The sequence below is a fragment of the Dyadobacter sp. OTU695 genome, assembly GCF_038440355.1.
In the GTDB taxonomy this organism is placed as follows: Bacteria; Bacteroidota; Bacteroidia; order Cytophagales; family Spirosomataceae; genus Dyadobacter.
The window spans coordinates 102316-123589 of the sequence record NZ_JASATN010000012.1 but is presented as its reverse complement, the minus strand read 5'-3'; the positions used below and the strand labels follow the sequence as shown (position 1 = coordinate 123589).

Sequence of the window (21274 nt, the reverse complement as noted above, 5' to 3'; positions counted from 1 at the left end):
GTTTTAAAATCTAACAATTATATAAGTAAATAATGCCATTGGACCAACGTTTCAAAGGGGTAGGGGCCGCGCTGATCACACCTTTTGATGAACAGAATGAGATTGATTATCCAGGTCTGAAAAGACTGATCGACCTGGTGACGGAAGGTGGTACGGACTATCTGGTAGTACAAGGAACAACTGGCGAGTCGCCAACAGTTACTTCCAAGGAAAAGCGTGATATCCTGGCATTTACAATCCAAAACAACTACAAAAAACTGCCGATCGTTTACGGTATCGGAAGCAATGATACCCAGTCGGTTTTAGATACCATTAAGGAAACTGACTTCGCCGGTGTTGATGCGATCCTGTCGGTATGCCCATACTACAACAAACCGACTCAGGAAGGCATTATCGCGCATTTCACTGCGATTGCCGACGCTTCGCCGGTTCCGGTCCTTTTGTACAATGTACCCGGCCGAACGGTCATTAACATGAAGGTGGATACGATCGTGAAACTCGCGGCGCATCCGAACATCATTGGTATCAAAGACGCTGGCGGCAGCCTCGAACAAAGCATGGAACTCGCCGCACGCGTGCCCAACGACTTTTTGCTGCTTTCGGGCGACGATAACCTGGTAACCACGATGGTGAGCGTAGGCTGGCACGGCGTTATTTCGGTGATTGCCAATGCATTTCCGAAAGAATTCCACGATCTTACCTGGGCTGCTTTGGAAGGCCGTTTCAAAGACGCCGCCAAACTGCAACTCGCATTCCTGGAATTCGATACGCTGCTTTACATTGAATCCAATCCGGTAGGGATTAAGAAATGCCTGGAAATTAAAGGTATTTGCAGCTCGGATGTACGTTTGCCGTTGTTGAAAGCATCTAAAGAACTGGGAGAGAAGTTGGAGAAGGCGATGGTTCGCGAGGGGTTCATGTGACAATGAACGGTCAGGAATAGTCAGGTGTAGCTGATAATTAAGTGCAGTTAGATATGATCGGGGGGTATTGTTTGATATTCCGGCTTTCAATTTATATTTCAGGCATCACAGGTTTGGGGATTTAATTCCGGCCTGTGATGTTTTTTGTTTGAATCAAAAATGAAATGCTATGATTACGTTTTACCCAGGGCCGAGTAAGGTTTATCCTCAGGTCGAACAATATATTTCCGAGGCTTTCGCCAGCGGGCTGATCAGCTCCAATCACCGCAGCACCGGGTTCATGCAACTGCTGGAACAGACGATTGCGGATTTGAAAGCAAAGCTGGACGTTCCGGCTGGCTATGAGGTCTATTTCGTATCGTCGGCGACAGAATGCTGGGAAATCATCGCCCAGTCGCTGCTGATCGATTCGAGCCTGCACATTTACAATGGGGCATTTGGCGAGAAATGGATGGAATATACCCATCGCATTTCGCACCGTGCCAGCGATGCGGCTTTCGGACTGAATGAGACGCTGCTGATGGACCGGTCGGCTGTGTTCTCACGCAACGAGCTTATCTGCGTAACCTACAATGAGACTTCGAACGGCACCAAAATTCCCGAAGGCTTCCTGCTGGACATCCGCAAAAAGGTCGATAACCTGATCGCAGTCGATGCCACCTCGGCGATGGCGGGCGTGGTGCTCCCCTGGGAAAATGCCGATATCTGGTACGCTTCCGTCCAGAAATGCTTTGGCCTGCCTGCGGGGTTGGCGGTAATGATCGTTTCGCCCAAAGCCATTGAGCGCGCGATTCAGGTCGGCGAGCGGAAGCATTACAATAGTCTGCTCTTTATCCGCGATAACTTTTTGAAGTTCCAAACCCCATTTACACCGAATATTCTTGGTATTTACCTGCTTGGAAAGGTTATGCAGCAAGTTGCGCCCATCGACGAGGTTGACGCGCAGACGCGTCGGCGTGCACACGAATGGTATACCTTCCTTTTGGAATACGGCTACGACCTGATGGTTGAAAATACCGCAGTACGTTCGGACACCGTTATCGCCGTGCGCGCGGGAAAGGAGCGTATCGATGCACTGAAAAATGCGGCCAGGAAAGAGGGCATCACCCTGGGTAACGGGTATGGAAAAGAGAAGGATACCAGCTTCCGCATTGCCAATTTCCCGGCGATCAGCGATGAGGAAATAGCCATATTGAAGGCATTTCTGGTAAAAATGGCCCCTAATTGATGGAATGAGTAGTAAATGACCTTCCTTGTATTTTTAACTAAAAACAAATCTACTCACCCGCGGATTTCTAGATTGTGCGATTAGATATTTTAAAACAATACCAGGCCCAGACCAAATGTCTGGTCGCGCTGGATTCGATTATTTTTGGTTTTGATGGCGAAGAGCTGAAACTTTTGCTGGTAAAAAGGGGCATCGAAGATGAGCATCATACCTGGTCGCTGATGGGCGGTTGGGTGCAACCCGACGAAAGCCTTGAAGGCGCATCGTCCCGTATTCTTTTTGAGCTTACGAACCTGACGGACATTTACCTGGAACAACTTTACACTTTCGGAAGCCCTCACCGTGACCCGGTTGAGCGTACGGTTTCCGTTGCCTATTTTGCACTGATCAATGTGGAAGACTACGACCACAAGATCTCCAAAAATTACGAAGCGCAATGGTTCTCCATGCAGGAACTGCCTAAACTGCTTTTTGACCACGGTATGATGGTCGAAATGGCGATCCAGCATTTGCGCTACAAAGCCTCACAGCATCCGATCGGCTTTGAATTGTTGCCGGAGAAATTTACGATCCCGCAGTTGCAGAAGCTTTACGAGGCGATTTTCGGGACAGAGCTCGATAAACGCAATTTTAGTCGCAAGTTGTTGTCTACCAACTTGTTGATTAAGCTAGATGAAAAGCAGAAGGGCTATTCCAAAAAAGGCGCCTTCTTTTACAAGATCGATGAGGAGAAGTACAAAAAACAGTTCAATACATTCCTGAACTTCCTGCCGGGAAGCGCTTCTTAGCCGCTGCTATTTTCGCGATCAATGACTTTTAAGGTTGTGTAAGCAGTCGGTTTTGAGCAACTTTGCGGAACCAAAACGCCCCAAAGTGTAAGCCCATGTTCAATTTTAAGGAAATCGTCTCCGTAACGCTGATCCTCTTTTCGGTGATCGATGTGCTTGGTTCGCTGCCGGTTATCGTTGATTTTAGAAGGAAGCTAGGCAAGATCGAGTCCGAAAAAACGACCATTGTCGCCGGGCTGATCATGGTGATCTTTTTGTTCCTGGGCGAGCGGTTATTAAGCCTTTTTGGGGTAGATATTGCATCGTTCGCCATTGCCGGGGCCATTATTCTTTTCCTGCTAGGATTGGAAATGATCCTGGGACGGGAGATTTTCAAACATGGTAATATGGATGTAAGCGTGGCGTCCATTGTGCCGATCGCATTCCCGATGATCGCCGGAGCTGCCACGATGACCACGTTGCTCTCGCTCCGTTCGGCTTATCAGATTCCCAATATCCTGGTCGGCATTATGCTGAACCTCTTTTTTATTTACCTCGTATTAAAATCATCGAACTGGCTGGAAAGGAAGCTGGGGCAGGGCGGTACGGATATTCTCCGGAAGGTTTTCGGCATTATCCTGCTCGCTATTGCCATTAAATTGTTCAAAACCAACCTTTCGATGTAAGTGTCGCCCAGGTCGTCGCTTTTATGTCAGGACAAATCTTTAAATTAATATAACAATGCAACAACTGGATAGCCTTAATCAAGTCGCGGATTTTCACAGAACTTTCAAACACCCGATCCTGGAAACGCCGACGATCCCCTCTGAAGAAAGAAGCCGCCTGCGTGTGGCATTGCTGGCCGAAGAGTTGAAGGAGCTTGAAGTTGCGATCCTGGAAAAGGACATTGTGGAAGTAGCGGACGCGCTTTGCGACCTGCAATATGTACTGTCTGGCGCAGTCCTGGAATTTGGGCTGGGAGAGAAGTTCCGGGCGTTGTTCGATGAAGTGCAGCGGTCGAATATGTCCAAAGCGTGTAATTCGGTAGAAGAAGCCGAGGCGACCGTGGCGCACTACCAGGCGAAAGGCACGGAATGCTATTATAAAGAGGATAATGGAAAATACCTGGTATACCGTACGGCGGACGACAAGACCTTGAAGAATATCAACTATTCTCCGGCAGATCTTTCGTCGATCATCGGCTAATCATAGTTCCTAACTTCCAATCGAATCATTATGAGCTCTGTTCTCGAACGATTCCTGCGTTATGTGCAAATTGACACGCAGTCGGACCCTAATTCGGAGACATTTCCCAGTACCGCCAAGCAACGTAACCTGAGCAATCTGCTCGCTGAGGAGCTTCGCGCGCTGGGCGTTGCGGATGCGCATGTAGATGAGCACGGGTACGTGTACGCGACGATCCCGTCGAATTCCGATAAAAAGGACGTCCCGGTGATCTGCTTCTGCGCGCATGTGGATACTTCGCCGGATGTTACCGGTGAAAATGTAAGACCGATCGTTCATCGTAACTGGAATGGCTCGGACATTATCCTGCCTGACGATCATTCACAAGTTTTGAGAATAGGGGAACTGCACGATCTCGATCAGCAAATTGGAAACGACATTGTTACTGCCAGCGGAACTACATTACTCGGGGCTGACAATAAAGCCGGCGTCGCCGAAATCATGGCTGCGGCGGAGTATTTCCTCGCTAACCGGCATATAAGGCACGGTGCTATCAAAATCCTCTTCACGCCCGATGAAGAAGTAGGAAGGGGCACTGAAAAGGTAGATTTGCAGAAGCTGGGTGCTGATTTTGGCTATACAGTGGATGGTGAGGCGATCGGGACTTTGGAGGATGAAACCTTTTCCGCCGACGGAGTCAAAATAATCATTCATGGCGTGAGCACGCACCCAGGGTATGCCATCGGCAAGCTGGAAAATGCGTTGAAGATCGCAGCTGAGATATTGTCAAGACTTCCGAATGACAAACTTTCGCCCGAAACCACGAAGGATAAGGAAGGTTTTATCCATCCGGTTCAGATGGAAGGCATTCAGGAAAAGGCGGTTTTAAGCTTCATCATCCGCGATTTTACTGTCGCTGGACTGCATGAGAAGGAGGCGTTTCTGAAAGGAATTATGGAAGAGGTTTTGAAAGGGTATCCCAATTCCTCGGCTGAATTTAAGGTCCAGGAACAGTACCGGAACATGAAGGAAGTGCTTGATAAGCATCCGGAAGTGATTCAAAACGCTCTGACAGCTATGGAAAGAGTCGGTCTCAGTCCCATTCAGCGTAGCATTCGCGGTGGTACCGACGGCTCGCGGCTGTCATTCATGGGGCTGCCGTGCCCGAACATCTTCGCCGGCGAGCACGCATTTCACTCCAAACTAGAATGGGTATCGGTGCAGGATATGGAGAAGGCGGTGGAAGTGATCGTGGAGTTGGCGCAGGTTTGGGAGGAAAAATAATTTTGAATGATTGAATGACTGAATGACCGAATAAGCCATATTCAATCATTCAATCATTCGGTCATTCAATCATTGATATATTCATTCAACATTGAAAAAGACCAAATACTACGTAGTGTGGCAAGGCCGGAAGACGGGCGTTTTTACCGATTGGAAGGAATGCGAGGCGCAGATCAAGGGCTTCGAGGATGCGCGCTACAAGTCTTTTGACTCTTTGCAGGAAGCCGAGGCGGCCATTCAGCGCAATTACTGGGAGTTTGTGGCCAAAAAGGATTCCAAACCCACGGTCCAGGAGCCGCCTGCGAACGTCGGAAGGCCTATTAAAAACAGCATCGCCGTAGACGCAGCATGGAACACCGCTACCGGCGACATGGAGTATCAGGGCGTTTATTACGCTACCGGCGACCGCATCTTTTTGCAAGGACCATTTAAGGACGGTACCAATAATATCGGCGAGTTTTTAGCCATCGTGCACGCCCTGGCTTATTTGCAAAAAAAGGAAAGCGACCTGCCCATTTATACCGATTCCAAAACGGCAATGGCGTGGATCAAGAAAAAGCATGCGAACACCAAGCTGGCTTTGACCCCGAGGAACAAGCCGCTTTTTGAAATGTTGCAACGGGCCGAACGCTGGCTTGCAACGAATACTTACCCCAACAGGATATTGAAATGGGAGACGGAGTACTGGGGAGAGAATCCGGCTGATTTTGGACGAAAATAACTCATATTATGCCCCGTAACGCCCATTTCCGGTTCAAAGAGTTCACTGTCCGGCAGGATCAGTGCGCCATGAAAGTTTGTACCGACGCCTGTGTACTGGGCGCGTGGGCGGACGTCGAAGATGCCGACCGCATTCTCGATATCGGTGCCGGGACGGGCCTTTTATCGCTGATGGTAGCACAACGTAACTCCTATGCGATGATCGATGCGGTGGAAATCGATGCGGAGGCATTCTATCAAGCCGGCGAAAACGTGGAGCAAAGCCCTTTTCACGATCGCATTAAATTGTTTCATTCGCCAGTGCAAGAGTTTGTTTCCGATCATTTATACGATGTGATCATTACGAATCCGCCTTTTTTTCAATCGGATTTGCTTTCGCCGATCGATAAAAAGAACATTGCTCATCATGCCAAATCCCTTGACTTTGAGGAACTGCTTGCCGCTATTGAACGGCTTCTGAAACCGGAGGGTAAATTCAATATCCTTTTTCCTGTCGATGAAGGCTTGCGCTTTGCAGAGAAAGCGGAAAGTGCCGGTTGGAAACTCACCCGGAAATTGACTTTGTTTCACCAGGCAGACAAAAAAGCATTTCGCCTACTAATGCTTTTTCAGCGCCACGAATTCGCTCATAATGTGCACATTGAGCCCGATCTGCATATTTACGAAGCGGATGGCGTCACCCATGACCCGCGTTTCAGGGAGTTGCTTAAAGCTTTTTATTTGAAATTTTGATCAGGAAAAACACGAACTTTGCGGCAAATTACCGGCAAAGCATTGTCACTGAAACCGTACATGACCGACCAAGCTATCCAGATTTCCGTTGTTATCCCGCTATATAATGAAGAAGAGTCACTTCCAGAGCTCTGCGAGTGGATTGCCAGGGTGATGGACGAGAATCGTTTCTCCTACGAGGTACTTTTTATGGATGACGGCAGCCGGGACCGCTCGTGGGAGGTGATCCAGCGGCTTTCACAGGAAAATCCGAATGTGCGTGGCATGCGCTTCGTGCGGAACTATGGCAAGACCGCCGCGCTTCAGACCGGTTTTCAAGCGGCGAAAGGCAATGTCGTGATAACTATGGATGCCGATTTGCAGGATAGTCCGGACGAAATTCCGGAGTTGTACAGCATGATCGTTAACGACCGCTACGACCTGATTTCCGGTTGGAAGAAAAAACGTTATGACCCGATCACCAAAACAGTACCTACCAAAATCTTCAATGCCGCTACCCGCAGTATTTCAGGTGTTTACCTGCACGATTTCAATTGCGGTCTGAAAGCGTACCGCAAGGAGGTGGTCAAGAATATCACTATTTATGGCGAGATGCACCGCTATATTCCTGTGATTGCGAAATGGAATGGTTTTGCCAAAATAGGAGAGAAGGTAGTTCAGCACCGGGCGCGTAAATACGGTTACACAAAATTCGGCCTCGAACGGTTCATTTTTGGCTTCCTGGATTTGCTTTCGATCGCCTTTGTGAATAAGTTTGGACGAAGACCCATGCATTTGTTTGGTAGTCTGGGAACCCTTATGTTTTTTCTTGGAAGCCTTATAGCTGTGTGGCTTATTGGAAAAAAGATATATAACATTTACAATTTATTGCCCTACCGGAATGTTACAGAGAACCCGATGTTCTTCTTGGCGCTGGTAGCCATTATGGTGGGCTCTCAATTATTTCTCGCTGGATTTTTGGGTGAATTGTTTGTGAAGCAATCTGTCTCAAAGACAGGGGATTACACCATTGCCGAAAAGACGGGATTGTAGGAAATTAAGATTAGTATTCAACGAAATTTAAGTTTTAAGTTATTACCTATTACACAACTAATGATCGCTAACGTACACAAAGCACATCCGTGGCACGGAATCCCAATGGGTGACAAGGCACCCGAATTAGTTACTGCATTTATTGAGATTGTTCCTACCGATACAGTAAAATACGAAATTGACAAGGCTACTGGTTACCTCAAAATCGACCGTCCTCAGAAATATTCGAACATTGTTCCCGCATTGTACGGCTTCATTCCCAAAACCTATTGTGCCGATAAAATCGCGGCATTGGCAAGGGAACGTTCGGGCCGTGATGTGACCGAAGGGGATGGTGACCCACTGGATATCATTGTATTGTGTGAAAAAATCATTTCACATGGTAACATCATGTGCGAGGCGAAGCCTATCGGCGGTATCCGTCTGATCGACGGCGGTGAGGCGGATGACAAGATCATTGCGGTGTTGAAAGGCGACGAAGTTTACGGTCAATACAGCGATCTGAGCGAACTGCCGGAAGGGATTATCGAACGTTTGAAACACTACTTCCTGACTTATAAGAACTTGCCGGGAGAAAAAGCGCATATCGAAATCACGAATGTTTACGGAAGAGACGAGGCACATGAAGTGATCCTTACTTCGGTAGAAGATTACAAGCATTCTTATTACTGAGATTCAGAGAATATCCGAGCGGCGCAAAACGCTGTATAATTTAGAGCCGTCCTCATTAGGGGCGGCTTTTCTTTATTCTTATCTTTGTGCAAATTTTGCTATTCTGTCACAATGGGCAATGTGTTGCCAATGCTTTGAAATAAAGTGCATTAGGTAACGCCCTGTAAAATGATTGTCCGTTCCGGGCAGCGATATACATGAGTAATTTACAAGAAATAAAGAAGCGCCGCACGTTTGCGATCATCAGCCACCCCGATGCCGGGAAAACGACATTGACCGAAAAGTTGCTCCTTTTTGGGGGGGCGATCCAGACGGCGGGCGCGGTAAAGTCCAATAAAATTAAGAAAACCGCGACTTCCGACTTTATGGAAATCGAGAAGCAGCGTGGTATCTCGGTGGCGACGTCGGTTATGACCTTCGAGTACAAGGATCTGCTGATCAATATCCTCGATACACCGGGCCACAAGGACTTTGCCGAGGATACCTATCGCACGTTGACCGCGGTGGACAGCGTAATCCTGGTGGTGGACTGTGTGAAAGGTGTCGAAGAGCAAACCGAGCGGCTAATGGAAGTTTGCCGCATGCGCAACACGCCTGTGATCGTGTTCATCAACAAGCTTGACCGCGAGGGTCAGAATCCCTTCGAGCTGCTCGATGAGCTGGAAAGCAAGTTGAACATCCGTGTTCGCCCGCTTACCTGGCCGATCAATATGGGTGCCAATTTTAAAGGTGTTTACAGCTTGTATGAGCAAATGCTGTATTTCTTTAAAATCAATAAGACGAAAATTGAAAGCGATGTTGCGAAAGTGAACCTGGAAGACGAGAAACTGACCGAACTGCTGGGTGAAAAAGACGCCGAACAGTTGACGGAAGATGTGGAGCTCGTGGAAGGCGTTTATGACGTATTCTCAGAGGAAGCTTACCAAAAGGGCCAGCTTGCGCCGGTATTCTTCGGAAGCGCGATCAATAACTTTGGTATCAAAGAGTTGCTGGATACCTTTTGCGATATTTCGCCGATTCCGCAGCCGCGCCCGACGGACGTACGCGAGGTAGCACCAACCGAGCCGAAATTCACCGGTTTTGTTTTTAAAATCCACGCCAACCTTGATCCCCGCCACCGCGACCGTATCGCGTTCCTGCGCATTTGTTCAGGTAAATTTGAAAGAGGGAAGTTTTACAAACACGTGCGGCTCGGCAAGGATGTCCGCTTTTCGAGCCCGTTCACATTCATGGCTTCGGATAAGAGCGTGATGGATGAAGGCTTTCCCGGTGATGTGGTTGGTCTCTACGATACCGGTAACTTCAAAATTGGCGATACGTTGACAGAAGGCGAAAACCTGCAATTCTCCGGTATTCCAAGTTTCTCTCCGGAAATTTTCAAGGAGTTAATCAACATGGATCCTATGAAATCCAAGCAATTGGAAAAGGGTATTCAGCAGCTTACCGATGAAGGAGTAGCTCAGCTCTTTACGCTTGACCTTGGTAATAGAAAAGTCGTAGGGACCGTTGGAGAACTTCAATTCGACGTGATCCAGTACCGCCTCGAACATGAATATGGCGCAAAGTGCCGTTGGGTGCCGATGAACATCTCACGCGCCTGCTGGCTCACTGCCGACGACAAACCGGCCATGGACCAGTTCATCCGCCTCAAAGGCAACCAAATCGCTTACGACAAAGACCGTAACCCGGTTTTCCTTGCCGAATCCGAGTGGATGATCCGCATGAACCGTGAAAACAACCCGGCAATTCACTTCCATTTTACATCGGAATTTAAGACGGAAATGGCGCTTTAAGGCTGATTTTGAGTTGGTAGAAATTCGCTATATTTGTTTAGAAGCAAAGTGAAAGACCATGATACTCACTGAGACGATCCCCGCTAGCTTAATCTTCGAAGAACTCGACGGACGCCCATTGTACCGCAAGGGCTACAAGGAAGTGTTAAAACATAGGAAGTCTTCGGAAATTATAGAGATGGGTTGCAGTTTTCTTCAGGCACTTATTGCGACAATTCTTGGTGCGCATGTCAAAGAAATGGTCAAAGGCCAGCCGTATTGGGTGGTGAGTAATGAGGCGGGGCTGCATATCTCGCGGGGAAATAATTTGGCCAACGACATCGCAGTTTTTGATAAGGCATTGGTCAATAATATTTTCTCAAAAAAAATTGCCGATGTGCCACCGAAAGTGGCGATTGAAGTAGATGTGAAAATCGAGGCAGATCATTTTCCTGACGAAAATGAATACATGTTCCGCAAGAGCGAAAAGATGATCGAGTTCGGGACGGAACGGGTGATCTGGGTATTGACGGATGACCGTAAAATAATGGCTATCGATCGATCGAAAAAATGGGCAGTCTATGGATGGGAAGAGGCGGTTCCGGTTTTTGATGATTATCAGTTTTGTCTGAATGACCTCTTGAAGAAAGAAGGAGTGATTTAGAAATACGAAATAACTACTATTGGTTAACGAAACAGGCTGCTCAATGATGAAGCAGCCTGTTTCGTTTTGAAGTCTTTGTTAGTTTCTCGGCCCACCGCCTCCACCACCTCCGCCACGGTTATTCCGGCGGTCTTCCAGCAGGGTTTTGTATTTTTCCTGCTGTTCTACGGTCAGGATCTTGGCCAGTTCGGTGTTGAATGTTTCCATCGAAGCCCGCATTTGCTCGCGGTCCATATTCTGGGCATCACGTAATTCCTGCATCTTTTTGGCGCGGGCCAGGCTAAGGTCGTACACTTTTTTCTGTTGGTCATCCGAAAGTTTGAGATTTTCGGTCAAGGTTTTCGTCTGGTTTTCGGCACGTTGCTCGGGCGTTGCATTGCTACCGCGCTGCGCGAAAGTTGTGAAGCTTACAAAGGCCAGTAAAATGGCCAGCAATGATTTCCTCATGGTAAAAAAGTTTAGATACCCGGGTTAGACGCAAAAACAGGCGACAAGTTTAATCGCTATTTAAATTTCTGGCTGAGTATCTGGACCATGAGCGCGATAGCAATGGCGCTCGTATAACTCATGAGTGTGCCGACGAGCACATACTCCGATTTCTTACTGATATAGGCAGGCGGAATTCTCGGCTCGGTTGATTTGTCGTTATACCTCAGTAACGATTTGGCGGCGATAAGGAAGCCGATAGCTGAATATTGATTGATCAATACAAAAACAAAAATGAGCAGCCGCTCAGACATACCTATCCAGCGGCCGGCATTTGCAAGGTTGTCATCCGCTCCGGGTGCCAGTTTGGCGAGCTCTTCGCGCCAGGGCCTGGTGAGTATGCCCACAAAAAATGAGATGGGGGTGAGAGATAGCATTGCACCCGACAATGTCGCGAGGGTTTTAGGTTTGTTAAACCAAATGATAAGTGTCTCAAAGCCAGGCAGTATGTTGCTTGTGAGGATTAGGGCGGTAAATGCAATAGTGGCCAGGTGTGCCGCCTGATCGGCCATAAACCAGGTGAGTGATCCTTTCTTGTCAAATGATATTTTAACAAGATCGATGATGCCGTGTGCTATGCCTAATGCAATAGCGGGCAATGGATTTTGCCATTGATGCAGTAGAATATAAGATGCGATTATGACCAGCAATATGTGAAAGTACAGATAGCGGGATTTGTACTTTTTCTCCTTTTTGTCGACTACCCAAGTGGTGGGCTGCAGATAGAAATCTACAAGGACATGCGCTAGAAGCAGCAGCAGAAATTCTTTCATATTGGTTTAGCGTTTGGTGTATAGTGATAACTGCTTTGGAAAGTTAGTAAGAAAACTTTCAATTGCCCACCACTTGGAAGCGCTGATGCGCTGGCTCGCAGCCGATTGGCTGATCGATAACATTTCGGCAATCTGCGTAACATTCTTGCCCAGGATCAGGGCTTCGATGACCTGACTTTGGGCTACCGTCCAATCTTCAATGACTGTTTCGAGCAGGTTCAGCGTAGCTGAAAGCGGTTCCGACGGCTTGGGCAGCGCAATGCCGATCCGCGCTTTCTGCTGGCGGATTTTATCTGCCAGGTGTCCTGATAACCGAAACGCTTCGCCATCGGACGTGCCGGGGCGGTCGGTAAGCTGTTCCGTTTTCCCAATGCCGATGGCTATGCGCATATCGGCGTTGGGGGCATGCTTACGTATGCACGCGCGGGCGAGGATGGCCATCCGCATTACCTCGTCGCTATTTTTCAATACCGCCTGGAAGCTGTCACCGCGGTATATTTCCGGCTTTAACATCCATTTGAAAGCCTGATTTTGGTGCAAAATAGCCAGTAGCTCTTCCAGCCATGCTGTTGATTCTTCCCGCGGAAACTGCGTAGAATTCACCATATCGGCGGTTATAACCGCTCGGAACGCATTCATGAGCATAAGGTTTTTTACTTATAATCATCAAATATAAGGTAAAAGCCTTATATATTAGAGATATAAGCTAAAAACCTTATATTGGCTTAATATAAGGAAAAAACCTTATGCTTTTTGCAGAAACAGATTGGCCAGGTATGCCCATTCTTCTTTCAGGCTTCCTTTAAATACTTCTGAACCAGCACGTCTGTACCAGTACCCTGCATTGAAAGTATCCCCTTCGACGCGGTGGAGGTAGGCGTGCAAACGGTCATAAGCTTGCGTTCCTTCCCTGCTTTGGGCGATATTATGAGCTGCTTCCCAATCGCCTTTGGCGTCGTGCCAAAGCGCTTCCAGCAGGACAGGAAGCTCGTCGGGTGGAGCGGGTAGCGAAATCGATTCCTGAAATTGTTCGAATGTCATGATCAGCGGAAAGATGGTGAACAAGGTAAAAACAGTTGCAAGATACGTCTCAGGGGCCTGATTTATCGATTTTACTTGTATATTGTAAGGCACAATTGTAATTAAGACAACAATATATGTTTAAACAATTATCAACGATATTAGGCTGCATGACGCTGGCAGTGTATTGCCACGCACAGGAAACTTTCCCCAGGAACGGCGCTTATGACGAAAGGACCGGCCGCTACGCTTTCACGAATGCCACGATCGTCGTAGATCCAAAAACCACGATCGAAAATGCGACGATGCTGATCGAAGACGGTGTGATCCGGGAAACCGGAAAGCAAGTTAAAATCCCTGCCGGAACGGTTACAGTCGACCTGAAAGGCAAGTTCATTTATGCATCCCTCATCGAGCTGGATTCGGACTATGGAATGCCGGAGGTGAAAAGAGCGCAGGGAGGTGGCGGCCGGCAAACTCCCCAGCTGGAATCGAATAAGAAAGGTGCATTCGGGTGGAACCAGGCCATTCAGCCCGAAACGGATGCCAGTGCTCTTTTTACACCGGATAACAAAAAAGCAGGTGACCTGCGGAAAATCGGTTTCGGTACCGTGCTGGTGCATTCGCATGACGGTATCGTGCGTGGAAGCGGTGCGCTCGTGACCCTCACCGACGAACCAGCCAACAAGGCGATGCTCAACAGCAAAGCGTCGGCGCACTTCTCGTTTGGAAAAGGAAGCTCCTCACAAACCTATCCGTCGTCGGGAATGGGCGTGGTGGCACTTTTAAGACAAAACTACTTTGACGCCGACTGGTATGCGAAAGGCGGGAATAAAAAGGAAACAAACCTGTCGCTCGAAGCATTTAACCAGATCAAAACGCTGCCTTCGTTTTTTGAGACCGGTGACAAATACAGTGTCTTGCGGGCTGATAAGATAGGGGATGAGTTTGGAATACAATATATTATCCGCGGAGGAGGTGATGAATACCAGCGCATTCGCGAGATTAAGGAGAGCAAAGCAACGTTGCTGCTGCCGCTTGTTTTTCCGGATGCCTACGATGTAGCCGATCCCTGGGACGCGGAAGTGGTAACGATGAGCCAGCTCAAACACTGGGAACTGGCGCCGCGCAATGCCTCGGAGGTAGCGAAAGCGGAGATTCCCTTCGCCTTAACCACCGTAGGGTTGCGCAACAAGGCCGATTTCTGGAAAAACCTGCGGACAGCCATCGAATATGGTTTACCTAAGGAAAGGGCATTAGCGGCGCTGACAACCCTTCCTGCCTCACTGATTAAGGCCGACAATAAAATCGGAAGCCTGAAACCAGGGATGCTCGCCAATTTTATTATCACTTCGGGCGACCTGTTCTCGAAAGACAATGTAATTTATGAAAACTGGATCCAGGGCAAGAAGTTCGTGCTTACGGCGCTGGATGCTCCGGATATCAGAGGCACGTATTCGTTGTCGCTCAACAATCAGCCAGCCGGGAAGTTGCAGATCACTGGCTCGCCTGAAAAGCCCGAATATAAGATCGTGGTGCAGGATTCGGTCAAGATCACTCCCAAAGCGATCGTTGCGAATACATTCCTTACTTTGACCTACCAGCAGGACAAAAAAGTGGCTGGCACAACGCGCCTCACTGGCTGGCTCAGCGGAAACGGGTTCAGTGGGGAAGGCGTACTGCCAAACGGGACAGTGATTCCATGGAGCGCTACTCTAACGGAAAAGAATACGGCCGTCGCCGCGGCAGATACGACAAAACCTGCCACCAGGGAAACAGGACCGATTGTTTATCCATTTGTAGGCTATGGAAATGAAACATTGCCCGCGAAGGAAACTGTCCTGATCAAAAACGCGACGATCTGGACGAACGAAAAAGAGGGTATCCTGCAAAATGCCGATGTGATTGTCCAGAATGGTAAAATCGCCAGGGTAGGAAAAGGCCTCGCCGCACCGTCTGGCACAAGAACGATCGACGGAACCGGTAAGCACCTTACCAGCGGCATTATCGACGAGCATTCGCATATCGCGCTTTTCAGCATTAACGAAGGTGGGCAGTCCAGCTCTGCGGAGGTACGCATGAGCGATGCGATCAATCCCGATGATATCAATATCTATCGTCAACTGGCGGGTGGAGTCACGGCCTCGCATTTGCTACACGGCTCGGCAAACTCGATCGGCGGACAAAGTGCGATGATCAAGTTGAAATGGGGCGCAAGCCAATCGGAAATGTTGATTCCGGAAGTGAAAACGATCAAATTCGCATTGGGCGAAAACGTGAAGCAGTCGAACTGGGGTGATGTGCAGCGGGTACGCTTTCCGCAGACGCGCATGGGTGTGGAACAAGTCTATTTTGACCATTTCCTGAGAGCAAAAGAGTATGCAGCGAGCTGGAAAAGCTACAATGCGAATGCCAAAAAGCAAAATATGGTGCCGCCACGCCGCGACATCGAACTCGACGCATTGGCGGAAATCCTCGGTAATGAACGCTTCATCACCTGCCATTCTTACGTGCAGTCGGAGATCAATATGCTCATGCACGTGGCCGATTCATTGAAATTCAGGATCAACACATTCACCCACATCCTGGAAGGTTACAAACTGGCCGACGGCATGCAGAAACGCGGTATCGGTGGCTCGACGTTTGCCGATTGGTGGGCATATAAAATGGAGGTAAAAGAGGCGATCCCATACAATGCCGCCCTGATGTACCACGAAGGTGTGACGGTTGCGATTAATTCCGACGATGCGGAAATGGCTCGTCGCCTGAACCAGGAAGCCGCCAAAACCGTCGAATATGGCGGAGTGCCCGAAGAGGAAGCCTGGAAAATGGTGACGTTGAACCCTGCCAAACTCCTGCACGTCGACGATCGGATGGGAAGCGTGAAACCTGGCAAGGATGCCGACCTGGTACTCTGGAACGCGAGTCCGCTTTCAGTATATGCGAGGCCCGACTTCACGATGGTCGAAGGAGCTATTTATTTTGACCGGAAAAAAGACGAAGAGAAACAGAAATCCATCGTCGTAGAGCGCGAAAGACTTATCCAGAAAATGCTGGGTGAAAAAGCCGAAGGCAAGCCCACCCAAAAACCGGAAGCGACGAAGCCGCATATGTGGCATTGTGAGGACGTGGTGGGTGTCCATGCGGAGCATGCCGAGGCTGGAAAGTAGCACTGTTTTTCAAGACTTTTAAATGGACTTTTATGAAAAGATATAAACTGATTGCCGGCATGCTGCTCGGATTGACGGCCGGAGTACAAGCACAAAATCCTGCCCCCGCCAAGCCGCAGACCAAGCCGGTCGTACTCACAGGCGCCACTATTCACATTGGAAACGGCGAAGTGATCCAGAATGGCGCCATTGCGTTTGACAAAGGCATTATCACCCAGGTAGGCCCGGCGGCCTCCGTAACAAGCCCGGCGGGCGCTGAGACTATCGACGTGAAAGGGAAGCATATTTTTCCAGGACTGATTTCACTCAATACGACGGTAGGGTTGCAGGAAATTGCCTCGGTAAGGGCTACACTTGACTACCGCGAGGTGGGCGAGATCAATCCTCACGTGCGTGCGCTCGTGGCATACAATACCGATTCGGAAGTAATCCCGACGTTGCGAGGCAATGGTATACTGGTGTCGCAGGCTGTTCCGCAAGGTGGTGCGATCTCCGGCTCGTCGTCTGTTTTTTATAGCGATGGCTGGAACTGGGAGGATGCCGTTTTGAAAAGCGACGATGGCATATGGTTGAGCTGGCCGCCTTTTCTGGCCGGAAATTTCGATAACGAGACTTTTACCTACGCTATTAAGCGAAATGACAAGCGCCAGGAAACGATTGATGTCTTTAAAAAGACTTTCGCCGAAGCGAAAGCCTACGCTGAAATTAAAAACCCGAGCCCGATAAATCTGCGGTTGGAAGCAATGAAACCACTTTTTGCAGGCGCAGCGAACCTCTACATCCGTGCCGATTATGCCAAGGACATTATTGAATCCATCAATTTTGCCAAAGAAGCAGGTGTGAAGAAGATCGTCATCGCGGGCGGTAACGAGGCCTACAAAGTAGCCGCATTTCTGAAAGAAAACCAGGTTCCGGTGATCATCAATACCACCCACAGGCTTCCCGACGGTGTGGACGAGAACGTATACTTGCCTTACGAACTACCCGGATTGCTTCATAAAGCGGGTGTAAAAGTTGCCATTACCTACGCCGACGAATGGTGGCGCACGCGCAATCTCGGTTTTCTGGCCGGTACCGCCTCCGGTTTCAGTGGAGTAGCACCCGAGGAGGCATTGCAGTTTGTAACCCGCAATGCGGCCGACATTATCGGAGCCGGTCAGCAGGTAGGAACGCTTGAAAAAGGTAAACATGCCTCATTGCTGGTATCGAACGGCGATATTCTCGACATGCGTAGCAATATGGTGCAAATGGTATATATCCGCGGCGGCAAAGTCAATCTGGACGACAAGCAGAAGCGGCTTTATGAGAAATACAAGGAGAAGTACGGGAAGAAGTAACTGAGTAAATGGACTAGAAATGGTAAGGCCATCCGTCGCAATTCGGCGGATGGCCTTTATTTTTTGTGATTTGGGTTAATGTATTTGATCAATCAGCGCTGATCAGGTAAATGCCATTCTCGGTAATCCTTATGAGGCCTTGTTTGTACAACCCCCCAATCGCTTTCTTAAATACTTTTTTGCTGATTTTGAGCTTGTTATAAATGTCTTCCGGCGAGGAACTGTCGGATAGGTTCAAAAATCCGCCGCCTTTTTGTATTTCTTCCAAAATCTGTTTTGCTACCGGCTCTACGACTTCATAACCCGTCTTTTGCAGGCTAATGTCCAACTTGTTTTCTTCCCGGATCTTTTTGACGTAGCCTTTGAGAGAATCGCCGATTTGTAGCGGCTGGAATACTTCATTTGCGTAAATCAAACCCTTATGGTATTGGTTTACGACGACATTGTAACCCAAATCGGTTTTTTGCCAAACCAGCAAATCAACTTCGTCGCCTTCTGCAACTGTAAGTCGCTCGTTTTCAAGAAACCTGTCAAGCCTCGCGGAGGCCAGCAGGCGTTGCGATTTCTGGTCGAGGTAAAGAAATACCACATGCCATTCGCCGATCTCCATCGGGCTTGGCTGCTCGCGGAAGGGGACGAAAAGGTCCTTTATTAGCCCCCAGTCAAGGAATGCACCATATTCGGAAACATCTTTCACTTCCAGGAACGCAAATTCGTTGCGGATGATTTTGGGCGTCTGCGTGGTCGCTACGGGCCGGTCTTCGGAGTCGAGGTACACGAATACCTTGATCTGGTCACCGACCTGCATGTCGTCCGTAATATATTGGTTGGGAAGCAGCACTTCTTCACCTTCCACATCGCTCAGGAACATTCCTACGCTGGTAACCCGCTCAATGGTCAGGTAATTGTATTTTCCTATAAAAAGCATTATTCAAATAACGAGGTTCGGGTACAAAGGTAGTGCTTTCAGGCCGATTTACTCTTCGTCGTTCATTTCGCCCTGCTTATCCACATTCTGTTTCTCTTTCGAGCGGTTCAGACGATAGGAAAAAGTAACCAGGAACTGCCGTGGCCGCCATTGGAATACCGAATAGGAATAGTAGCCTGCATTCTCGGTAATGCTTCTACGTTTTTGGGAGTTGAATAAATCCCGGACGCTGGCAGTGATTGTGCCTCGGCCTTTGAGGATGTCTTTGGAAAGGCCAAGGTCGATAAAATAAATCGAAAGATCCTTTCCTTGGGTCGTACGCCTTGGCGCACGGTAGTTGAGCGATGATTGGAAATCCACCGAACCAAACAGCGTAATGCGTGACGATAAGCGGCTGGTCCAGGAATAGGTGTCACTTTGATAGAGTTTATCATTGTAATAACCCTTGTTCATTGCCCTGAAAATGTTAGCATTGGCAGTCAGCTTCCACCATGGCGCCGGATCGTAGGTGAGGTTGAATTCGAAACCGTACGAGTCGCCCGTCGAGAGGTTAACAGGGGTGATGGTCGTGAAACCGGTGGAATCGACGGATGTAATATTCTCTACCACACCGAGCCTGCGACGGTAGTAAATGCTGGAAAGCAGCGTCCCCTGGTTCATATTCAGCAAATGTCCCGCCTCGAATGAATGTGTGAATTCCGGATTCAGCAACGGATTACCGGCGCGGAAAACGCGTGAGTCGCTGAAATTCGAGAAAGGCAGCAAATCCCTGAAATTCGGGCGGCTCAACCGGTAGCTGTAACTGAGCTGCAAAGTCTGTGCGTCGTGCAGCTTGTACGATAAGTGAATGCTTGGAAAGATGTTAAAATATTGTCTGTGATTCGTCTTGGCGGTCTTTTTAAGTTCTGTCAGGATATCGGTATACTCGCCGCGCAAGCCCGCCTGCACGAAAACCTTCCCGAACTGGTTACTCGCCATCAGGTAAGCCGCGTGGATTTTCTCGTCGTAAGCCAGTCGGTTATCATAGTCAGGTAAAACGACCCAGTAATCGGGTTCCAGTTGCTGATGAACTGAAAAATCGTTGTCCAGCAGCCTGACGGATGATTTCAGACCGGCTTCCAGCTTGCCGTCCTTACCAATAGGGTGAATGTAATCCAATTGGGCCAGGAAATTCTTTTCGTCCTCGGTATTGTAAGATCGCTGACGGATATCAACCGAATTATTATCAGCCACTTCATGGTACTGTGACGCTTCTGTTTCGTCGCTGAGAATGTATTTGGCGTCGAAAGACAAACTCTGCCCTTTTCTTTCGAACGTCTTTCGGTAATTCAATGCAGCCTCGATATTAGTTCTTGGCTCGGTCTCATCCTCGTTACGCATCACCGTGCGCGTTAGCGCGTTATTCATGTCGAAATCGCGGTATTCCAGCCACGATTTGTTGTCGTTGTGCGATTTCCGGACGGAGAGCGTCGCGGTAATTGTGTTGTAGTTATTTAAAAAATAATCCAGGCCTAGGCGGACGTTGTTCGAATACCCGGACCGGTTACGCCGGTTGGTTTGTTCATATACAAAACTGGTATCCACACTATTATATTCCTGTCTTGAATGTCCCCGGCCGGGACCGTCGCGGTACATCCAGCCGTAATTGGCGATCAGGTTTACTTTTTTCTTGCGGTAGTTGACATTGAAAGATGCCCCAAAATTGGAGGGATATCCAGCTGTGCCCGTGAATGTTCCATTAAGCCCGTAGCGGATATTTTTCTTCATTACAATATTCAAAATCCCCACTTCCCCTTCAGCATCATAGCGCGATGACGGGTTAGTGATGATTTCCACGCTTTCAATCAGGTCGGCCGGGATCTGGCGTAGTGCCTCGGCGGGATTCAGCCCAACCATACCCGATTGTTTGCCATCAATGAGAATCCGGACATTTCCGCTGCCGCGAAGCGCTACATTTCCTTCCACATCCACGGTCACGGAAGGCATGTTATTGAGCACATCCGAAGCATTGCCACCAATGTTGGCCAGATCTTTTCCCACATTGAAGACCCGCTTGTCCAATTGAAGGTCCATCTGGCTCTTTTCACCCTGAACTACCAGCTCGTCGAGTACCCGTGCATTTGATGTGAGGGTAATCGTGCCTAAGGATACGGGCTGGGCTGCGACACGGACGTTCGGGATGATCTTCTCATCCATGGCCAGGAAAGTGATTTTTACAAGGTAACTGCCCGGTTCGGCCGGAATGTTGAAAAGCCCGTTTTCATCCGCGGTGCCGCCACCAATCAATGCGGAATCTTTTGCAGCAAGAAGCGCTACGTTCGCAAACGGTACCGGCTTTTTCTCCGAATCTTTGAGTTCACCGGTAATAGGGTAAGTTACCGAGGGTTCATCCTGCGCGTAGAGTTGGATGCAGAGAATGTTCAGGAGTGAGGCGATGAGTAGTATTTTCTTCATGACGGCATTGGCCATAACGCCCGGCACGGCCAGGCAATGTTATGTTGAAGGTGAGCCGGTTAGATTGCAAAGCCGGGTAAAGGTTTAATGACTTTTTAATCTTTCGTGAAGAAAATCGCGTGCCAGC

20 protein-coding genes are annotated in these 21274 nt (G+C 48.7%); 14 read left to right on the top strand and 6 right to left on the bottom strand.

The window, feature by feature from the left end:
- The first annotated feature begins 32 nt into the window (after window positions 1-32).
- From dapA to AAHB90_RS21180, 12 genes are all read left to right on the top strand, one after another.
- The gene (gene dapA, locus AAHB90_RS21235; RefSeq protein WP_342087210.1) at window positions 33-923 is read left to right on the top strand and encodes a 4-hydroxy-tetrahydrodipicolinate synthase; all 891 of its coding nucleotides are present in this window, start codon (window positions 33-35) and stop codon (window positions 921-923) included.
- Between the two features lie 169 nt (window positions 924-1092).
- Window positions 1093-2151 carry an aminotransferase class V-fold PLP-dependent enzyme gene (locus tag AAHB90_RS21230; RefSeq protein ID WP_342087209.1) on the top strand — a complete coding sequence of 353 codons (1059 nt, stop codon included), beginning with the start codon at window positions 1093-1095 and terminating at the stop codon, window positions 2149-2151.
- 74 nt (window positions 2152-2225) lie between these two features.
- On the top strand, window positions 2226-2939 hold the full coding sequence (locus AAHB90_RS21225) for an NUDIX hydrolase (protein WP_342087208.1): 714 nt from the start codon (window positions 2226-2228) through the stop codon (window positions 2937-2939).
- Window positions 2940-3034: 95 nt separating this feature from the next.
- Window positions 3035-3604: a MarC family protein gene (locus AAHB90_RS21220; RefSeq protein WP_342087207.1), complete on the top strand. Its 570-nt coding sequence runs from the start codon at window positions 3035-3037 to the stop codon at window positions 3602-3604.
- A 55-nt stretch (window positions 3605-3659) separates the two neighbouring features.
- Window positions 3660-4124, top strand: coding sequence for a nucleoside triphosphate pyrophosphohydrolase family protein (locus AAHB90_RS21215; protein ID WP_342087206.1), 465 nt, complete (start codon window positions 3660-3662; stop codon window positions 4122-4124).
- A 30-nt stretch (window positions 4125-4154) separates the two neighbouring features.
- Complete coding sequence (gene pepT / locus AAHB90_RS21210; protein WP_342087205.1) at window positions 4155-5387, top strand: peptidase T; 1233 nt, start codon at window positions 4155-4157, stop codon at window positions 5385-5387.
- A 91-nt stretch (window positions 5388-5478) separates the two neighbouring features.
- A complete protein-coding gene (locus AAHB90_RS21205; protein ID WP_342087204.1) occupies window positions 5479-6108 on the top strand; it encodes a ribonuclease H family protein in 630 nt (209 codons plus the stop codon).
- A gap of 8 nt (window positions 6109-6116) precedes the next feature.
- Window positions 6117-6839 (top strand): tRNA1(Val) (adenine(37)-N6)-methyltransferase, encoded by a 723-nt coding sequence (locus tag AAHB90_RS21200; protein ID WP_342087203.1) that lies wholly within the window; start codon window positions 6117-6119, stop codon window positions 6837-6839.
- 60 nt (window positions 6840-6899) lie between these two features.
- On the top strand, window positions 6900-7871 hold the full coding sequence (locus tag AAHB90_RS21195) for a glycosyltransferase family 2 protein (protein ID WP_342087202.1): 972 nt from the start codon (window positions 6900-6902) through the stop codon (window positions 7869-7871).
- A gap of 60 nt (window positions 7872-7931) precedes the next feature.
- On the top strand, window positions 7932-8543 hold the full coding sequence (locus AAHB90_RS21190) for an inorganic pyrophosphatase (RefSeq protein ID WP_446717918.1): 612 nt from the start codon (window positions 7932-7934) through the stop codon (window positions 8541-8543).
- A gap of 197 nt (window positions 8544-8740) precedes the next feature.
- Complete coding sequence (locus tag AAHB90_RS21185) at window positions 8741-10336, top strand: peptide chain release factor 3 (protein ID WP_342087201.1); 1596 nt, start codon at window positions 8741-8743, stop codon at window positions 10334-10336.
- 118 nt (window positions 10337-10454) lie between these two features.
- Window positions 10455-10979, top strand: a complete 525-nt coding sequence (locus AAHB90_RS21180) for a Uma2 family endonuclease (protein WP_342087200.1) — start codon at window positions 10455-10457, stop codon at window positions 10977-10979.
- Between the two features lie 78 nt (window positions 10980-11057).
- On the opposite strand, the gene AAHB90_RS21175 is transcribed toward AAHB90_RS21180, so the two are convergent.
- The 4 genes from AAHB90_RS21175 to AAHB90_RS21160 form a co-directional block, all read right to left on the bottom strand.
- Window positions 11058-11426 carry a hypothetical protein gene (locus AAHB90_RS21175; RefSeq protein ID WP_342087199.1) on the bottom strand — a complete coding sequence of 123 codons (369 nt, stop codon included), beginning with the start codon at window positions 11424-11426 and terminating at the stop codon, window positions 11058-11060.
- 56 nt (window positions 11427-11482) lie between these two features.
- Complete coding sequence (locus AAHB90_RS21170) at window positions 11483-12238, bottom strand: DUF3307 domain-containing protein (RefSeq protein ID WP_342087198.1); 756 nt, start codon at window positions 12236-12238, stop codon at window positions 11483-11485.
- 6 nt (window positions 12239-12244) lie between these two features.
- Window positions 12245-12877, bottom strand: coding sequence for a SatD family protein (locus tag AAHB90_RS21165; RefSeq protein ID WP_342087197.1), 633 nt, complete (start codon window positions 12875-12877; stop codon window positions 12245-12247).
- A 105-nt stretch (window positions 12878-12982) separates the two neighbouring features.
- Window positions 12983-13279, bottom strand: coding sequence for a hypothetical protein (locus AAHB90_RS21160; protein WP_342087196.1), 297 nt, complete (start codon window positions 13277-13279; stop codon window positions 12983-12985).
- Window positions 13280-13395: 116 nt separating this feature from the next.
- On the opposite strand from AAHB90_RS21160, the gene AAHB90_RS21155 reads away from it, so the two are divergent.
- Both AAHB90_RS21155 and AAHB90_RS21150 read left to right on the top strand, forming a co-directional pair.
- Window positions 13396-16428: an amidohydrolase family protein gene (locus tag AAHB90_RS21155; RefSeq protein WP_342087195.1), complete on the top strand. Its 3033-nt coding sequence runs from the start codon at window positions 13396-13398 to the stop codon at window positions 16426-16428.
- A gap of 32 nt (window positions 16429-16460) precedes the next feature.
- Window positions 16461-17765, top strand: coding sequence for an amidohydrolase family protein (locus tag AAHB90_RS21150; protein WP_342087194.1), 1305 nt, complete (start codon window positions 16461-16463; stop codon window positions 17763-17765).
- A gap of 88 nt (window positions 17766-17853) precedes the next feature.
- Here AAHB90_RS21150 and AAHB90_RS21145 read toward each other — a convergent pair whose 3' ends face one another.
- Together AAHB90_RS21145 and AAHB90_RS21140 are read right to left on the bottom strand one after the other, a co-directional pair.
- Window positions 17854-18693, bottom strand: a complete 840-nt coding sequence (locus AAHB90_RS21145; protein WP_342087193.1) for a CvfB family protein — start codon at window positions 18691-18693, stop codon at window positions 17854-17856.
- A 48-nt stretch (window positions 18694-18741) separates the two neighbouring features.
- On the bottom strand, window positions 18742-21147 hold the full coding sequence (locus AAHB90_RS21140) for a TonB-dependent receptor domain-containing protein (RefSeq protein ID WP_342087192.1): 2406 nt from the start codon (window positions 21145-21147) through the stop codon (window positions 18742-18744).
- Between the last annotated feature and the right edge of the window lie 127 nt (window positions 21148-21274).

What these genes read in the sequence shown, in the direction of transcription:
- AAHB90_RS21155 (WP_342087195.1), top strand. Translation starts at nt 13,396, where the DNA reads ATGTTTAAACAATTATCAACGATATTAGGCTGCATGACGCTGGCAGTG.
- pepT (WP_342087205.1), top strand. Translation starts at nt 4,155, where the DNA reads ATGAGCTCTGTTCTCGAACGATTCCTGCGTTATGTGCAAATTGACACG.
- AAHB90_RS21200 (WP_342087203.1), top strand. Translation starts at nt 6,117, where the DNA reads ATGCCCCGTAACGCCCATTTCCGGTTCAAAGAGTTCACTGTCCGGCAG.
- dapA (WP_342087210.1), top strand. Translation starts at nt 33, where the DNA reads ATGCCATTGGACCAACGTTTCAAAGGGGTAGGGGCCGCGCTGATCACA.
- AAHB90_RS21220 (WP_342087207.1), top strand. Translation starts at nt 3,035, where the DNA reads ATGTTCAATTTTAAGGAAATCGTCTCCGTAACGCTGATCCTCTTTTCG.
- AAHB90_RS21165 (WP_342087197.1), bottom strand. Translation starts at nt 12,877, where the DNA reads ATGAATGCGTTCCGAGCGGTTATAACCGCCGATATGGTGAATTCTACG.
- AAHB90_RS21195 (WP_342087202.1), top strand. Translation starts at nt 6,900, where the DNA reads ATGACCGACCAAGCTATCCAGATTTCCGTTGTTATCCCGCTATATAAT.
- AAHB90_RS21185 (WP_342087201.1), top strand. Translation starts at nt 8,741, where the DNA reads ATGAGTAATTTACAAGAAATAAAGAAGCGCCGCACGTTTGCGATCATC.
- AAHB90_RS21230 (WP_342087209.1), top strand. Translation starts at nt 1,093, where the DNA reads ATGATTACGTTTTACCCAGGGCCGAGTAAGGTTTATCCTCAGGTCGAA.
- AAHB90_RS21140 (WP_342087192.1), bottom strand. Translation starts at nt 21,147, where the DNA reads ATGAAGAAAATACTACTCATCGCCTCACTCCTGAACATTCTCTGCATC.
- AAHB90_RS21175 (WP_342087199.1), bottom strand. Translation starts at nt 11,426, where the DNA reads ATGAGGAAATCATTGCTGGCCATTTTACTGGCCTTTGTAAGCTTCACA.
- AAHB90_RS21150 (WP_342087194.1), top strand. Translation starts at nt 16,461, where the DNA reads ATGAAAAGATATAAACTGATTGCCGGCATGCTGCTCGGATTGACGGCC.
- AAHB90_RS21145 (WP_342087193.1), bottom strand. Translation starts at nt 18,693, where the DNA reads ATGCTTTTTATAGGAAAATACAATTACCTGACCATTGAGCGGGTTACC.
- AAHB90_RS21170 (WP_342087198.1), bottom strand. Translation starts at nt 12,238, where the DNA reads ATGAAAGAATTTCTGCTGCTGCTTCTAGCGCATGTCCTTGTAGATTTC.
- AAHB90_RS21215 (WP_342087206.1), top strand. Translation starts at nt 3,660, where the DNA reads ATGCAACAACTGGATAGCCTTAATCAAGTCGCGGATTTTCACAGAACT.
- AAHB90_RS21190 (WP_446717918.1), top strand. Translation starts at nt 7,932, where the DNA reads ATGATCGCTAACGTACACAAAGCACATCCGTGGCACGGAATCCCAATG.
- AAHB90_RS21160 (WP_342087196.1), bottom strand. Translation starts at nt 13,279, where the DNA reads ATGACATTCGAACAATTTCAGGAATCGATTTCGCTACCCGCTCCACCC.